Below are 15,531 nucleotides of genomic sequence, written 5' to 3' on the forward strand. Positions count from 1 at the left end.
TCGACACAGCCTGCCGCGAGTCAGCAGGGACAGGGCTACGCCGGGGCCGGTCAGACGGCCGGAGGTCTCGGCAGCGGATCCTCGGCATGGGCGACGAAGTCGTCCACCAACCGGCGGAAGAGGGTGGCGAGTTGCTCCAGGTCCTCCCCCGACCAGTCCGCCAGGGCCATCTGCAGGCCGCGGCAGTTCGCCTCGCGGATGCGGTCGACCGTCGCCAGCCCGAGGTCGGTGATCTGGACTCGCTGGGCCCGCCGGTCGTCCGGGTCGGCGATCCGGACCACCTGGCCCCCCTGCTCCAACTGCCGCAGCTGCCGGGTGACATGCGAGGCCTCCACGGACAGCCGCACCGCCAGCACGCCGGGCCGCATCGGCTCACTTTCGGCGATGTGCCGCAGGATGGCGACGGCGGCCCGGTCGAGGGGCAGTCCCGCCATGGCCATCAGGCGCTCGTGCTGCCGGGCCCGGCCGGCCAGGTAGGTGACGCGCGTGAGCGCCCGCTCGATGTCGTTCACGTTCGCCGGGACCGACGCCGGGGCGGATCGCTGTGCTGGCATACAACGAGCGTAAATCTAATTGCCTAACTTAAGCAACATGAAAGTGATTGCTTGACTTAAGTAATGTTACTATGTTTGCCTAAGTCAAGCAAGCCAGTCAGCCCACAGACCGGGCCGTCCCGAGCGGAGGCGGCCCCAGCGCGCCGGCTCCGTGGGACGGGGAACGGCGCAGTCACCGGGTCCGCCGCCGACGCACTCCCCCGGCCGGCGCCGGGCCCGGTGGCACATCAAAGGCCCCGCGCACCGACCCCCCTCACCCGCCTCACCCCCCTCCGGAAAGCGAGTCCGCCGATGACCACCATGAAGTCCGTGAAGACCGGCGCCCAGAACCGCATCGACCTGGTCGACATCGAACGTCCCGTTCCGGGGCCGAAGGACGTGCTGGTCAAGATCCGCTCCTGTGGCATCTGCGGCACCGACACGTTCTTCCTGCATCTCGGCGGCATGCCGGCCGGTGCCGACGGGTCGATACGCTCCATCCCGCTGGGCCACGAACCGGCCGGCGAGATCGTGGAGGTGGGCGCCGGGGTCACCGAGCTGAAGGTCGGTGACCGTGTGGTGGTCAATCCGCAGGGCGTGCCGTCCGGGATCATCGGCTGCGGCGGCGAGCACGGCGCGATGAGCGAGTATCTGCTGCTGGAGGACGCCGAGATCGGCAGAACCGTCGCCGTCTTCCCCGACACCGTGCCCTTCGACGTCGCCTCACTGAACGAGCCGATGGCGGTCGCCCGGCACTGCGTCAACCGGTCGGAGGCCAAGCCCACCGACAAGGTCGTGGTCTTCGGCGCGGGACCCATCGGGCTGGGCGCCACGATCTGGCTGAAGCTGCGCGGGGTTCGGCATGTAGTGGTCGCCGATGTCATCCCCGAGCGGCTGGAGACCGCGCTCGCCGTCGGCGCGGACGCCGTCATCAACTCCGCCACCGAGGACGTCACGGCCCGGCTGGCCGAGCTGCACGGCGCCGCCGCGAACGCGCTCGGGCAGCCCCGCGCGGGCACCGACATCTACATCGACGCCGCCGGGGTCGCGGCCGTCTTCAACGCCACCGTGGACGCCGCCAAGTGGGGCGCCAAGCTGGTCATGGTCGCCGTGCAGAAGAAGGGCGCGGACATCGATCTCGGCGGGATGCTGCGCAGTGAGCTGACGCTTGTCGCCTCGCAGGGGTATCCGACCGAGATCTTCGAGGTGACGCCGGAGATCGTGGAGCACCACGAGCGGTTCGCGAAGCTGATCAGCCATCGTGTGCCGTTCCTTGAGGCCGAGCGGGCCTTTGAGCTGGCGATGACGCCCGGGGCGGCTGAAAAGGTCGTCGTCACCTTCGAGTAGGCGGGCGCCGGAGGCGCGACGGGTCGTTCTTCGGCTGCGGCGTCGTCGTGGTTGATCGCGCACACGCGGCGGAGCCGCATACCGATACAGCCCCGCACCCCTGTGGGGCGCGGCTGCCCCCCACCGCTCCAGAGGAACCCGACCGCCATGATCGACAATCTGCTACGCCCGCCCCGCAGACGCCCCCGCCCCGTCGACGCGGTTGTCGCCACTGCTCTCTTCGTCTGCTCCTTCCCCGGCAGTCTGATCACTCTCCCCCACCATGACCTCGGCATCCCCTGGTGGCCCGGTGTACTGCTGACCAGGATCTCCTGTATCGCACTGCCGTGGCGGCATGTCCGCCCCCGCACCACCGTGATCGTGGCCCTGGCGTGCGCCGCAGTCGCGTCCGTGCTCGGCTATCTCCTCACCGTTCTGCTGCTCCGGCCGCTCATGGTCGCGCTGTATTCGCTGGCCGTGGGTACGAACCGGAGGACAGCCAATACGTTCGCCTTCAGCGGTATTGCTCTGCTGGTCGGCACGGGGCTGGTCGTCGGACCCGTCGGCGAGCCGCTGGTGCTCAAGCTGCTCGGCCCGGCCGCCTGGCTGTTGCTGCCCACCGCCCTCGGCACCGTGACCCGGCTGCACGCGGCCCATCTGGACGCCGTGCGGGAGCGTGCCGAGCACGCCGAGCGGACCCGGGAGGAGGAGGCGCGGCGCCGGGTCGCGGAGGAGCGCATGCGCATCGCGCGCGATCTGCACGATGTCGTCGCCCACCATCTGGTCCTGGCCGTCCTTCAGGCCGCCGCCATCGCCAGGCAGTTGCCCGGAAGGCCGGGCGAGGCGCTGCGGATCGCCTCCGACCTGAGTGGCACCACGGCCTCCGCGCTGCGCGAACTCAGGTCCACCGTCGGCCTGTTGCGTCAGGCGGGCGATGCGGACAAGCCGCTCGAGCCCACCGACCGTCCGGCACACGGCCGTCGTCCCGCTCCCGCGGGGCGGCGGCCCTTGCGCTGTGACCACCATCGCCATCGTCGGAGCCGGCCCTCAGCTGGGCCTGGCCATCGCTCGTACCTTCGGCAGGCAGGGCTTCGACGTCGCCCTTATCTCCCGGAGCCACGACAAGCTCGACGGCCTCGTCGGCACGCTCAGCACGGAGGGCATCACCGCCGCCGCCTTCCCCGCCGACGTACTCGACCGCGACGCCCTCACCCAGGCGCTCAAGGACGCAACCACGCAGTTCGGAAGGATCGATGTCCTGGAGTACTCCCCGGTGGGGGGCTTCGGATCCACCGTTCTGATCACCCCCGTCGAGACCGAACCGTCCCATGTACAGCACGAGATCGAGTTCCAGCTCTACGGGGCCATCGCCGCCACCAAAGCAGTACTGCCAGCCATGCGCGAGGCCGGCACCGCCACCTTGCTCTACACCACTGGGGCCGGCTCCATCGACCCCGTGCCACAGGTCGGCAACGTCAACGCCGCCGCCGCGGCGCTGCGCAACTGGGTGATCAACCTACACAAGGAACTGGACGGCACCGGCATCCAGGCCGCCCACATCGGCATCGACGTGTCGATCGGTACTCCGGCCGTCCCCGGATTCCCGACGGCTCAGCCCGAGGAGATCTCCCCCGTCTACTGGGAGCTGCACACCACGAAGCGGGATCAGGCCGAACTCGTCAGCTGGCGGTCACCATCGCGCCGCCGAGCTACACAGAGATGTGGGGCCTGGACCGTGAGTTGGAGGACGGCGAGCGGATCGAAGCCGTCGGTTACGTCGGCAGGAGTCACACCGACGAGTTCCGCCCGGTCGTGTTCTGGTACGAAGAAGGCAGGCCCGTCAACCAGGTCCTCAACGAGGAGCTCCCGGCGAGGCCGCTGTCGGTCCCGTATCCGGAGGGCGACGCGGCTGCGTCCCCCGACGCCGATCAGGACCGACGCAGAGGACTCCGGCGGCACGTCCCCGACCGCAGTGTGGGCCACGCTCGGTGGTGTACTGGTCGCCACCATCGCAGGCGGAGCCCTCTACCTGCGACGACGCTCGCCCCGGACGTGACGGCGCGCATCATGGACAGTGTCTTCTCCTGGCTGGAGGACAGCTGGTTCGCCGAGGTCGTCCGTGGCACGGACTATCTCTACCCGATCCTCGAAAGCGTCCACATCATCGGCATCACCCTCCTCATCGGCCCGGCCGCGGCATTCGATCTCCGGCTGTTGGGACTGGGGCGGGGGGCAATGCGGGTGACAATTGCGGCTCACCACCTGCTCCGCTTATCCCGCCTCGGCTTCGTGATCGCGGCGGTCACCGGCGTGGCCATGTTCGTGCCCGGCGCCGGCCGCATCGCCGACCGGGTCAGCGCCCCGTGGAAGCTCGGCCTCATCCTGCTCGCGGGACTGAACATCCTGGTCTTCCATCGGCGGACCTACCGAAGCGTGGCCGACTGGGACATGGACCAGCCGACGCCTGTCGCAGCCCGGCTCGCCGCAGTCGTCTCCCTTACGTCCTGGACGGGTGTAACGATCGCGGGGAGGCTCCTGGCCTACACCTGACGCTGTCATATCACCGGGATCGGCAACCACTCTCGGTTCATTGCGACCGCCAAGATGGTCGCCGTACCGTCCGGCCGCGCGGTGTGCACCCCCTTAACCGAAGCCGTCTTCGCCTACGGAATGGCACGGGAACTGCTGACTGGCAACGGCAAGCAGTTCACCGGCAAGTGCACCAAGCCGCGTGAACCAGAAGGAAACGAGGTCCCAAAACTCCCTGTAACGCGAATTCCTGGACCATGTCGGTCCGTTCGCCAACCAGACCACGGCCCAGGCCGTCATAGTTCGTCGACTACGTCATTGACTTCAGAAGTGGGAAAGGTTGACGAGAGCCCGACGTTACGACGAGCGGCAAGCACCCGCCGACGCAGGCCTGCCGGGCGGCCGCCCTCACGCGTCGCCTTCCCGCTCCGCTCGCCTCCAGGCTTCCGCCACCCGCGCCCGTACGATGTTGGCGGCCGCAGCCGGCCGGTCAGAGCCAGGTTCCCGCGTCTCCCGGCCCGTCCTCCTCACCAGCTTCGGGTGCCAGTGGCGGATCGCGCAGACCTTCGCCTCCACGGCACCTGATGCCGCATCAGTGATGTTGAGACATGCGGGTCACGCTACTTCCGGGCATGGTGGGACGGACAGCAGCCACTGGGTCCCTGCTCTCCGACCCCACATCAAGAATTGCCCGCCACCTTTGTCGGGACCTTCTGCCCGAGACTGCCCTGAGATTCAGGCCAAAGGGGGAGGAATTCTTCCCTCCCTTTCTAGCGACAGACATGCAAGCCTCGTCGATCATGCGGTCGTCGACGCGCTTCGTCGTGCCGCCGACATCGGCTTTCGTCTCTCAGTCTCGGCTGGGAAGGGGTACCCGTTGAATCAGAATCTTGGACGTAGAGGGTTTCTGGGAATCGCAGGCGCGGGCGTCGTCGGCGCGGCGCTCGGGACAGGCGCCGTCGCACCCGCCGACGCCCTGGCGAGTCCCCGCAGTGATGCCGGCACCCGGCCGGTCGTCGTCGGCACGCGCTCGGGCAGGGTACGCGGCATCGAGCGCAGCGACGGCGTGTTGGTCTGGAAGGGCATGCCGTACGCCGCTCCGCCGACCGGAGCCCGGCGCTACGCCCCGCCGCAGCCGGTGGCGTCGTGGACCGGGGTACGGGACGCGTCCGCGTACGGCCATGCCGCCCCGCAGGTGCCGCTGCTGCCCGGCCTGCCGGAGACCCCGAACCAGAGCGAGGACTGTCTGTACCTCAACGTCTGGTCGCCGTCGACCAAGGGGAAACGGCCGGTGATCGTGTGGATCCACGGCGGCGGATTCCTCGCCGGGACGGGCAACGATCCGACCTTCGACGGTGGGAACTACGCCCAGCGCGACTGTGTCGTCGTCACCTTCAACTACCGCCTGGGCGCCTTCGGCAGCCTCTACCAGCCGGACCGCTACGGTTCGGGGAACCTGCGACTGCTGGACCAGATGGCCGCGCTGCGCTGGGTCCGCGACAACATCGCCGCCTTCGGCGGTGACCCGTGCGCTGTCACCGTCATGGGCGAATCGGCAGGCGCCATGTCCATCGGCGCGCTGCTCGGCACCCCCCGGGCGCGCGGACTGTTCCACCGCGCCATCATCCAGAGCGGCGGCCCCCGCCCCGTCCACACCGCCGAGGTCGCCTCCGCCACCCGGGAAGCGGTCCTGCACTCCCTAGGGCTCGCGGACGCGTCGGGCCTGACGAAGGTGTCGACCGCGGAACTCCTCGACGCCTCGGTGCAGGCCGCGAACGACCCGCAACTGCTGGAGCCGTACGGCCACGTCATCGACAGGCAGGTGCTGCCGCAGCACCCGCTGGGAGCCGTGGGCGGCGACGTCGACCTGCTGATCGGCACCTGCAACATGGAGGCCGAGCCCTTCATGGGCTCGCCTGTCTTCTCCGCCCGTTTCGAGACCCTGGCCCGCCAGGCGACCGGCGAGCACTGGGACCGTCTCCAGAAGGTCTACGACGACACCGCCCTGCCCGGGCACGTCACCCTCAACGACATCCTCAGCGGCTGGTTCGTCGTGATGCCCTCGGTCTGGCTGGCCGAGTTCGCTCACCGGGCCGGCGCCAACGTGTGGCAGTACACCTTCGACTACGCCCAGGCCGGTCCCTTCGGGCCCACGCACGGTAGCGACGTCCAGTACACCTTCGGCAACTGGGGCCAGGGCGACTTCAGCGGCGCCGCGCCCGCCGACCTCCCCACTGCCGAGGCGCTGTCCGCGAAGATGGTGGACTCCTTCGCCTCGTTCGCCAAGCACGGAACGCCAGCGACCCGGGCGCTGCCCCACTGGCCGGCCTTCACCCCTCGCGACCGGGCGTGCCTGTCGTTCGACGTGGAGCCGCGTCTGGTGCGCGACCGGCTCGCCGACGCGCGGCGCGAGGCTTGGGACGGGGTTGATCCCTTCGCCGTCTGCTGATATCCGACGCTGGGCGGGAGCCGCCATCGGTTGCGTGACGGCGGCCCCAAACCGTCATCGGGCGACGTAGCCGCCGTCGACGGGGAGGGCGACGCCTACCACGAAGCTCGCTCCTGGGCTGCACAGCCACAGGACCGCCTGGGCGATCTCCTCGGCCGTACCGAGGCGGTTGATGGGCTGGTTGGCCTCGGCCTCGGCGCGGTCGAGATCCCCCTTGGCGATCATGTCGCTGACCATCGGGGTGTCGATGGTGCCGGGGCAGATGGCGTTGATACGGATGCCGCGCGGGGCGTATTCCAGGGCCGCGCTGGTGGTCAGGCCGATCACGCCGTGCTTGGAGGCGTGATAGGAGGCACGGCCGGGAAGGCCCACCAGGCCGCCGAGGGAGGAGCAGTTGACGATGGCGCCGCTGCCCTGGGCGCGCATGTGCCGCAGCTCGTGTTTCATGCAGGCCCACACACCGCGCAGATTGATGGCGTTGACCCGGTCGAACCGCTCGGCGGGTTCCTCAGCGGCGTCGCTGGCCGGGATCTGGATGCCGGCGTTGTTGTAGGCGAAGTCCAGGCGCCCGAAGGTCTCCACCGTGCGGTCGACCGCGGCCGCCACTTGGTCCTCGTCGCTGACGTCGCAGGTGAGGGCGAGTGCTCGGTGACCGGCGTCGGTGAGTTCCTTGACGGCCGCGTTCAGGGCGGCTTCGTCGATGTCGGTGAGGGCGACGGCGGCCCCCGACTCGGCGAAGGCCCGCGCGGTCGCCAGGCCCATGCCGGAGCCGGCGCCGGTGACGAGGGCGACCTGGCCGGTGAAGTCGTAGGTGGGGTTCACGTGCGTTTCTCCCGTTGAGAGTGCGCCGGGTCAGGACGCTGCTTCGATGGTGATCTTGGTGGCGGTGGCGAGGCGTTGGGTGTCGCCGTTCATGTGGCCGAGGATGATCAGGCCGGCGTCGCTGGAGCCGCTGCCGCGGTAGAAGAGGGCCAGGTTGCCCCAGGGCGCGTAGTACGCCAGGTCACCGGGCTTGGCTTCGGCGGCGTCCGGGGCGCCGGAGGTGGACAGCCGACGGGGCAGGTCAGCGATCTTCTCCGTCTCGTGGAAGTCGCTCAGGTTCAGCGTGAGCGGGAGCAGGACGGCGAAGTCGCGGGCCGTGGCGCTGTCGTTCAGGGTGGCGTCGACCCGGTGGCCGTCGATGGTGAGCCGGAGGTTCATGGCGGTGCCCTTGTCCTCGGAGGGTGAGGCTGGTGCCGTCGCCGTCGGCGCCGACGGTCGCTGTGAAGCGGACGCGGAAGACGCGGACGGGGACGTCTCATCGGTACAGGCGGTGACCGCCAGCAGTAAGGCGGTCGGTACGGTGCGTGCAAGAGTGGAACGCGTGGTCAGACTCACGGCACCCTCCGGGGGCGTCAGTCGGGCAGGGGCTCGGCGTAGTGGCGGAAGCCGTCGCGCTGGAGGTGGATGTCGTACAGGCGGTCGGCCAGCACTTCAGGGCTGCTGTGTTCGGCGTCGGGGCGGATGGCTCCCGGGATGATCAGCTGGGCGGTGTGGATGTTCTCCGGGGCGAGCGCGTCGTGGAGCATGCGGGCGTAGGCGCTCTCGGCGGCGAAGGCGACCGAGGTGCCGGCGACCTTGGGGTTGGGGCGTACGGCGCTGCCGCCGTTGACGAACAGCAGCGTGCCGCGGCCGAGTTCGCGCATGCCGGGCAGGACGGCGTTCACCGCGGTGACCGGGCCCTTGACGGAGAAGGCGAGGGGCGCTGAGAGATCGTCGGCGGTCGTCTCCAGGACCGGCTTCATGAAATCGGCGCGCGGCACGGGGCTGTACTGCAGGATCTCGACGGGCCCCAGGGCGGCCGCCGCCGCGTACAGGGCCGCGTCCAGTGACTCGATGTCCAGGACGTCGGCGGTGAAGCCCCGCGCCCGGATGCCGTCACGCACCAGCTCAGCGGTCAGTCCTTCCAGCTTCTCGGCGTTGCGGGAGATGAGGGCGACGGTGTGTCCGGCGGTGCCGAAGCGGCGGGCGGTGGCGAGCCCGAGGCCGGGGCCGGCGCCGACGAGTGCGAAGGTCGTCATGGTGAGTCCTTGTGGGTGGAGGGGCTTCGCTCGGGCTTGGGGGCCTTGCCGGCAAGGCGCTCGGGATCGCCGCACCAGCTGCTGCATGTCGAGCCTCACACGACGGGGCACGGGCGAAAAGTGGAGAAGGACATCCGGGGAGGGAGCCATCCTGGGTCAAAACTCTCCCTCCTTCCGCAGCTGCGCTCGATGCCATGCTGAACGGCATGACCGGCAATGTTCCCCTCAACGAGCTGGGAGAGTTCCTCAAGAAGCGCCGCGCCGAGCTGAGCCCACGCACTGTCGGCCTGCCCGACAACGGCGGTCCCCGCCGGGTCGCCGGGCTGCGCCGCGAAGAGGTCGCCCAGCTCGCCAGCATCAGCACCGACTACTACACGCGTCTCGAACAGGGTCGAATGCAGGCGTCCGCGCCCGTGCTGGACACACTCGCCCGGGTGCTGCATCTCGACGACGACGAACGCGGCTATCTCTTCCAGCTCGCCGGCAAGACCACCACCCGCGCCCGCACCCGGGGCCGGCAGAAGGTCCAGCCGCAGTTGCAGCGGGTGCTCGACGACCTCACCGCCACCCCGGCCGTCGTGCAGGGACGGCGCGGGGACGTCCTGGCGTGGAACGCGTTGGCGGCAGCGCTGGTCACCGACTTCTCCCGGATCCCGGAGAGGCACCGCAACTACCCGCGGATCATCTTCACGGATCCGGCCATGCGCACGCTGTACGCGGACTGGGAGACCTCCGCGCGGCTCGCCGTGGCGCAGTTGCGGATGGAAGCCGCGCAGTATCCGGAGGACCCCCGCCTGATCGAGCTGGTCGGTGAACTGTCCCTGCGTGACAAGCAGTTCGCCCAGTGGTGGGGCGACCACAAGGTCGCGGCCCGCACGGTGGGCACAAAGACCCTCAACCACCCGGTGGTCGGCGAACTCGTCCTGGACTGGGACACTTTGACCGCCAACACCGACCCCGACCAGCACCTCACCGTCTGGACGGCCGCACCCGGCTCCCCCACCCACGAGCGGCTGCGCATTCTCGCCTCCTGGGCCGCCGACCAGAACCTGCCAGCTTCTCCCCCGCTGACCTGACCACGTGCCCGTCGAATGGCAGACGGCCGGCCGACCTCGTCCGCGCCGGAGCCCGCTTCGAACGCGGCCACCTCGTCGAACGTGAGGAGACGAGAGCGGCGTGATCCTTGTGCCAATTACTCTGCGCCCATGGCCAACCTGCGTGAGCTGCATTCCATCCATGACGTCCGCAGCGCAGCGAACGGTGATGCGCTGCTGCTGTGGGCCGCTGGCGATCTATCGCACGGCACGCGGGCCTTTTCCCTCGGTGAGGCCACAGCGGTGGCGGCGCCGGCGCTGTCCTGCCGCGATCGGCTTGCCGTCACCGGCCCTGCCGACGACGCCGCAGACTTGATCCGCGCCGTTCTGCCGCAAGTCGGCCCTGCCTTCCGGCCTATCGGCGACGAGGATCTTATCCGCAGCCTCGTGACCTGCGTTCTGGAACTGGAGATTGTCGACGCTTTCGGATGGATGCAGACAAGGACCTCCACCAGCCGCCGCGACGGGGCCGTGTGGCTGACCGCATCGGATCATTCCGACATCGCCAGGTTGCTGAACGAGGCATTCCCGAATTCCTACGCCCGACCCGATCGGCCGGGCGTGCGTCGCTGGGCCGGTGCCCGCGATGAATCCGGAACGCTGCTGGCATGTGCCGCCGACGCCTGGAGCGCGCCGAGTGTCGGCTTCCTCACGGGTGTCGCCACCGCCGAACAAGCGCGCGGGCGCGGTATGGGCACGGCCGTGTGCCGTCTCGTCCTGGACCGCCTTGTCGTCGACCACGGCGTGGCCGCGTTGATTGTCGACAGCTGGAACACCGCCGCCATCCGCCTCTACCGCGGCCTCGGCCTGTCATGGCGTCCTCTCGCAGCCGCCCGCGTCACCGACGGCTGAATGCCTCCGCGCCGCACGACGCCAAGAACCATCGAGCCACAAGAGTTGATGCGATGAAGGGACGGGGCCTCCGCCCCTGTGGGTTCCCGGGTAGGTCCCAGGTGGCTCACATTCGTCACGGCGAGGGAGGCCCCTGGTGAGCGAGTATGACGGACACCAGTACGTCGGCATCGAGTGTGAGCGCAGAGACGCTGCTCAGGTGCGGTCGGATCCGAACAGTCCGTCGACGATCTGACGCAGGACGGCCTCCTCCTGGTCGGGGTCCTCCGTCCGCTCGTACTCGGTGAGCGCGATGCCGGCGAGCGTGAATTCCTCTGTCAGTGTTCGCACCGCTCCGAGGAGCTGTTCGACACCGAGCCCACCGGGTTCTGGTGTACCGACGGCCGGGAACACCTGAGGGTCAAGGACATCGAGGTCGATGTGGATGTACACCGCCTCGGCGCTGGTGGCACGCACTGAGGCCAGGAGCGGCCCCGGTTCCGCCAGTTGCTCAACGCTGATGTGTCGGATGCTGCGACTCGCGACAAGGTCCTGTTCACCCGGGTCCAGCGACCGAGCGCCCGCCAGTACCACGCGGTCGGCCCGCACGCTGTGCAGCGGCCGCAGGCCCTCTGGCCCGTCGCCGATGAGCGCGCGCAGCACCATGCCGTGGAATGCTCCGGATGGTGACGATTGAGGGCTGTTGAGGTCTGCGTGCGCGTCGAACCACACCAGCGCCAGTCGGTTGCCGAACGTGGAGAGCGCGGCTTCGACCGGGGCGAGATCGACCGCGCAGTCACCACCGATCGTCACGGTCCGGGCGCCTGGCGGAACCTTGGCCAGCGCCTCGCGCACTGCTTGCAGGTGTCGCTCCAGGACGTCGGCGTTCTGCACTCCGTCCCGCGAGTTCCCAAGGCCGCTGTCGAGTACGACCGTGCACCATGGACCTTCGGGAATCAGCTCGGCAAGCCGGGCAGCCCCGCTACGCAACCGGACGGCCGTCGCGGTCCCCGAGCCTTGCCACTGCCCTACCTCAAGTACGACCTGACCGGACACGAAACTCTCCCCCTCCAGGCTGATCAATACAGCCTATGCCGCTGGTCTGGCCATGCAGCAAGCCGTGTCACATTCCGAACCGATGGCACGAGCTGCCTGGTCGGCCACTAAACCATCACCAGAAGCGGCATCTCCCCTTTTTGATCACGACTCAGACAGCCCCTAGGGGAAGCCGCTCTCGCGGGAGAGAGCGGCTTCTCCATAGAACACCTGGTGGGTGGGAACGAAGAATTTCGTGATCATGCTGGAGCGCCGACCGACGGGCTACCTGACGAGGATCTCGGCGAGCTGGAGGCGGTACCTGCCCGACTCGTCCGAGGCGGGTGTTCCCAGCCGGGTGGTCTGCAGGCACAGGTAGCGGCCGGTGGCGGAGGTGAGGGTGTAGGTCTGGGCGGCTCCGGCCGGGTTCGCTTGCCCGATGACCGTGCGGACGGTGCTGTACGACGTGCCGCCGTCGGCCCGAGTCTGGAACGTGAAGTCGGCCGGGAAGCCCGCCGAGCCGCCACCAGCCCCGCTCGTGTCCGTGCGCGGGTAGAGGGTGACGGAGCCGATCGCGCGGTCGGCACCGAGGTCGATCTCGATCCAGACCGGCGTGCGGCTGACGTCGGCGGAGGGGAAGTCGATGCTGGTGAAGCCCTTGGCGCCGGTCACGCTGGTGGTGGTGCCGTCCAGGAGCCGTGTCTTGCCCCAGTCGGCGTTCTCCAGGGTGTAGTTGGCGGTGACCGTGGTCGCGGCGGTGGGGACGGTGAGTTCGGCGAGCTGGAGGCGGTACTTGGTGGTCTCGTCGGAGGCGGGGCTGCCGAGACGCGTGGCCTGCAGGCGGACGTAGCGGGCGGTGGTCGTCCTGAAGCCGTACGTCTGGACGAGGCCGCCCGGGTTCGGCTGGCCCGTGACGGTGCGGACCGTGGTGTAGGACGTGCCGCCGTCCGGGCGGGTCTGGAGCGTGAAGTCGACCGGGAAGCCCGCGGTGCCGCCGCCCGCCGCCGAGGTGTCGGTGCGCGGGAAGAGGCGTACGGCGTCCAGGTCGGTGTCGGCCCCGAGGTCGACCTCGACCCAGACCGGATTCGAGGACACGTCGGCGGACGTGAACTCGTTGCTGGTGTACCCCTTCGCACCGCCCACGCTCGTGAGTCGGCCGTCGGTGAGCCTGCTACTGCCCCAGTCCCCGTTCTCCAGGCTGTTGTTGCTGCTGACCGGCCTGCCCAGGGCGAGGTTGTCGAGGCGGCCCGTACCGGCGGCCGTGAAGGCCCAGGCGCCCGGCTGCACGGTGAAGTAGACGTAGGAGGCGTCCTTGCCGTCGTACGCCACACCGCTGACGCTGCCGGTGGCGGCCCCGTTGGTGTAGACGGTGGTGCCACCCACAGCGATGACCGGTTGCGCGCCGCCGTAGGTGGGGACGCCGACCCGGGCCGTCGTCCCGCTCGGCGAAGTGAGCGTGAGGTTGGCCTTGGTGCCGTCGCGTGTGATGCCGAAGCGGATGTCGCCCGGGACGGTGGGCACCACGGCGTTGATCTTCGTGAGGGTCCCGGTCTGCGGGATGATCTCGTACGTCGTCCAGCCGGGCTTGGTGGGACGGACCCCGGCGGCGTACGCGGACAGCGCGTACAGCGGGCCGCCGTTCCAGGCGTGGTTGTCGGTGCCCGCGGCCTTCTCCCACACCTCCCACAGGGTGTGGCAGGCGGGGTCGGCGACCTGGGCGGCGAAGCGGTTGCGCATGCGCTCCTCGGCGACAACGGGCGCGCCCATCAGGTACAGGGCCTCCAGGACGTAGAACTCCATGTAAGGGCTGGCGTTGAGGTGGGTGCGCAGCACCTCGGTGACCGGCCGGAAGCGGGAGGCGGGAGCCAGTCCGGCGACCACCGCGAGGGCGTTGCCGCGGTCGTCGGTGTCGCCGTTGTAGCCGGGTGAGCGGTACTCGTTCCTGGACGCGTTCCACAGCACGCGGTCGAAGTTGGACTTGATGCTGTCGCGCCGGGACTGCCAGCCGGCCACGTCACCGCCGTTGCCGCTGAGGTCGGCGAGCTTGGCGGCGGTGTCCAGGGCCAGGTAGTACCAGGAGTTGTCCAGGAGGCGGGCGTCGATGTTGGAGCCCCAGTCCTCCCAGTCCCAGTCGCCTCTGCGGTGGTTGACCAGGCCGTCGGCGTCCAGGGTCCACAGGTTCAGGTACCGCTTCACCGCCGGGTAGGCGACGGTGACGGCCTCGGCGTTGCCGGTGTAGAGGTAATAGGTCCAGAACGACCACACCGAGGCGAGCATCTGCGCGGGCAGTTCGGCGGTCCAGATGGTCGTCGGGACCGGCGAGTACAGCGCCCCGCTGTCCTTCTGCCAGGCGGCGAGCTGGGCGATGGCCTTCGCGCCGAGCGCGTGGGAGCGGGTGTCGAAGGTGTAGAGCCCCTCCTTGAGCTGGTTCACCACATCGCCCCACCACTGGGCCCGTTCACGGGTCGGGCAGTCCATGTAGTTGTCCCGCATGTTGACGTACATGGTGCGGGCGGCCTTGGTCCACAGGGTGTCGAGGAAGGTGTCGTTGCTGCTGAAGGAGCCGGCGAAGTCGGTGTCGTAGCCGGACTCGCGGTACTTCAGGTCCAGGATGCTCACGCCCGCCGGGATCGTGTACCTCACCACCGTACCGCTCATCCAGGCCAGCGGTTCGAACTCCTGGACGCCGCCGGTGCAGACATAGGTGGCGCGCACGTTGTACTGCGTGCCCGGCTCGATGCCGGTCAGGCCCGCGCCGTCGTCGTAGTGGTCGGTCTGGATGCCGATAACCGCCCCGGCCGGGGCGTCCACCTTGAGGAACGGGGTCACCTGGATGTTGGACGGCAGGGTGGCGGAGATCGCGGTGGCGCCCTGGCCGGTGGAGGGCAGGGCGGCGGCGTTGGCGTAGGACTTCAGGCCGGAGTAGCGGAACTGCGGGATGGGCCGCTGGACGAGGGCATTCCAGGGCGCGGCGCCGGCCGCGCCGAAGTCGGTCGGGGCCGTCCAGGCGCCGTCGTTGAAGCCGGGCGAGCGCCAGCCCGAGACGACGGCGGCGGCTCGGGCGTCGTAGAAGATGTTCGACTCGGGGAGCCGGAAGTTGACCTGTGTACCGCTGGTGTTGTTCGAGTAGCCCGGGTGGACGGTGTGCTTCCAACTGGTGTCGCTGACCAGCCGGATTGTGGTCGAACCGGTGGTGATGTCGGACTGGAACAGCAGCCCGCCCCTGCCGCTGCTGTTGTGGGAGAAGCCCTGCTTGCCGAAGTACCAGACCAGCAGGGCGACGGTGTTGGTGCCGCTGGTGAGGTACGGGGCGAGGTCGACCTCGTCGTAGTAGGTGTCCGTGCGGTTCGGGCCGCGCTTGAGGCCGCCGTCGAAGACGACCATGGTGCCGTTCACCCACAGCCAGTACTTCGAGTCGGCTGCGATCTGGGTCACGGCCTTGGAGGGCGCGGAGCCGAGGATGAACGATCTGCGGAAGGCCACCCACTGGTTCGTCGAACTGGACGGAGCCCAGATCCACTTCGCCGTCCACGAGACGGCGGCGGACGCCTCGGACGCGAGGCCCGGCAGCGTCAGGGAGCCCAGGGTGGGAGCGAGGGCCACGGCTATGGCCGAGCACAGGACGGACCGGCGGGTGAGGAGGGGCATCGTGGGCTCCTGGGGAGGTGCGGTGA

At 69.3% G+C, this 15,531-nt stretch carries 12 protein-coding genes and 1 pseudogene; 7 read left to right on the top strand and 6 right to left on the bottom strand.

All coding sequences use genetic code 11. From position 1 onward, the window contains the following. Positions 1 to 50: 50 nt before the first annotated feature. Entirely contained in the window at positions 51 to 554 is a 504-nt protein-coding gene (locus ABT254_RS39165; RefSeq protein ID WP_351481446.1) for a MarR family winged helix-turn-helix transcriptional regulator, read from the bottom strand. A gap of 291 nt (positions 555 to 845) precedes the next feature. On the opposite strand from ABT254_RS39165, the gene ABT254_RS39170 reads away from it, so the two are divergent. The 5 genes and pseudogenes from ABT254_RS39170 to ABT254_RS39190 all read left to right on the top strand — a co-directional run bounded on the left by ABT254_RS39170 (position 846) and on the right by ABT254_RS39190 (position 6,837). Further along, positions 846 to 1,880, top strand: coding sequence for a zinc-dependent alcohol dehydrogenase (locus tag ABT254_RS39170; RefSeq protein ID WP_351481449.1), 1,035 nt, complete (start codon positions 846 to 848; stop codon positions 1,878 to 1,880). 717 nt (positions 1,881 to 2,597) lie between these two features. Next, positions 2,598 to 2,729, top strand: a pseudogene (locus tag ABT254_RS39175) (histidine kinase); the annotation flags it as partial. Between the two features lie 145 nt (positions 2,730 to 2,874). Then, positions 2,875 to 3,915 (top strand): SDR family NAD(P)-dependent oxidoreductase, encoded by a 1,041-nt coding sequence (locus ABT254_RS39180; RefSeq protein WP_351481452.1) that lies wholly within the window; start codon positions 2,875 to 2,877, stop codon positions 3,913 to 3,915. Next, positions 3,912 to 4,409 (top strand): DUF6644 family protein, encoded by a 498-nt coding sequence (locus ABT254_RS39185; protein ID WP_351481551.1) that lies wholly within the window; start codon positions 3,912 to 3,914, stop codon positions 4,407 to 4,409. The genes ABT254_RS39180 and ABT254_RS39185 overlap by 4 nt, the downstream gene beginning before the upstream one ends. Before the next feature lie 856 nt (positions 4,410 to 5,265). Next, positions 5,266 to 6,837 (top strand): carboxylesterase/lipase family protein, encoded by a 1,572-nt coding sequence (locus ABT254_RS39190; protein WP_351481455.1) that lies wholly within the window; start codon positions 5,266 to 5,268, stop codon positions 6,835 to 6,837. A 54-nt stretch (positions 6,838 to 6,891) separates the two neighbouring features. Here the strand turns inward: ABT254_RS39190 and ABT254_RS39195 are convergent, their stop codons facing one another. The 3 genes from ABT254_RS39195 to ABT254_RS39205 all read right to left on the bottom strand — a co-directional run bounded on the left by ABT254_RS39195 (position 6,892) and on the right by ABT254_RS39205 (position 8,897). Beyond that, positions 6,892 to 7,659 (bottom strand): SDR family NAD(P)-dependent oxidoreductase, encoded by a 768-nt coding sequence (locus ABT254_RS39195; RefSeq protein WP_351481458.1) that lies wholly within the window; start codon positions 7,657 to 7,659, stop codon positions 6,892 to 6,894. 30 nt (positions 7,660 to 7,689) lie between these two features. Then, a complete protein-coding gene (locus ABT254_RS39200) occupies positions 7,690 to 8,037 on the bottom strand; it encodes a cyclophilin-like fold protein (protein ID WP_351481460.1) in 348 nt (115 codons plus the stop codon). Between the two features lie 194 nt (positions 8,038 to 8,231). Next, entirely contained in the window at positions 8,232 to 8,897 is a 666-nt protein-coding gene (locus ABT254_RS39205) for an SDR family NAD(P)-dependent oxidoreductase (RefSeq protein WP_351481462.1), read from the bottom strand. A 194-nt stretch (positions 8,898 to 9,091) separates the two neighbouring features. Between ABT254_RS39205 and ABT254_RS39210 the strand changes: the two genes are divergently transcribed. Continuing rightward, positions 9,092 to 9,973 (top strand): helix-turn-helix domain-containing protein, encoded by an 882-nt coding sequence (locus tag ABT254_RS39210; protein ID WP_351481464.1) that lies wholly within the window; start codon positions 9,092 to 9,094, stop codon positions 9,971 to 9,973. Positions 9,974 to 10,102: 129 nt separating this feature from the next. After that, positions 10,103 to 10,843: a GNAT family N-acetyltransferase gene (locus ABT254_RS39215; RefSeq protein WP_351481467.1), complete on the top strand. Its 741-nt coding sequence runs from the start codon at positions 10,103 to 10,105 to the stop codon at positions 10,841 to 10,843. Between the two features lie 195 nt (positions 10,844 to 11,038). Here the strand turns inward: ABT254_RS39215 and ABT254_RS39220 are convergent, their stop codons facing one another. Next, on the bottom strand, positions 11,039 to 11,716 hold the full coding sequence (locus ABT254_RS39220) for an arginase family protein (RefSeq protein WP_351481470.1): 678 nt from the start codon (positions 11,714 to 11,716) through the stop codon (positions 11,039 to 11,041). Positions 11,717 to 12,142: 426 nt separating this feature from the next. Beyond that, positions 12,143 to 15,505, bottom strand: a complete 3,363-nt coding sequence (locus ABT254_RS39225) for an alpha-L-rhamnosidase-related protein (protein ID WP_351481473.1) — start codon at positions 15,503 to 15,505, stop codon at positions 12,143 to 12,145. Positions 15,506 to 15,531 lie beyond the last annotated feature (26 nt).

It is taken from the genome of Streptomyces sp. NPDC001137 (assembly GCF_040298885.1).
Taxonomy (GTDB): Bacteria; Actinomycetota; Actinomycetes; order Streptomycetales; family Streptomycetaceae; genus Streptomyces.

Coding starts and splice junctions, on each gene's coding strand:
- ABT254_RS39165 (WP_351481446.1), bottom strand. CDS start 554: ATGCCAGCACAGCGATCCGCCCCGGCGTCGGTCCCGGCGAACGTGAAC.
- ABT254_RS39170 (WP_351481449.1), top strand. CDS start 846: ATGACCACCATGAAGTCCGTGAAGACCGGCGCCCAGAACCGCATCGAC.
- ABT254_RS39200 (WP_351481460.1), bottom strand. CDS start 8,037: ATGAACCTCCGGCTCACCATCGACGGCCACCGGGTCGACGCCACCCTG.
- ABT254_RS39205 (WP_351481462.1), bottom strand. CDS start 8,897: ATGACGACCTTCGCACTCGTCGGCGCCGGCCCCGGCCTCGGGCTCGCC.
- ABT254_RS39210 (WP_351481464.1), top strand. CDS start 9,092: ATGCTGAACGGCATGACCGGCAATGTTCCCCTCAACGAGCTGGGAGAG.
- ABT254_RS39215 (WP_351481467.1), top strand. CDS start 10,103: ATGGCCAACCTGCGTGAGCTGCATTCCATCCATGACGTCCGCAGCGCA.
- ABT254_RS39225 (WP_351481473.1), bottom strand. CDS start 15,505: ATGCCCCTCCTCACCCGCCGGTCCGTCCTGTGCTCGGCCATAGCCGTG.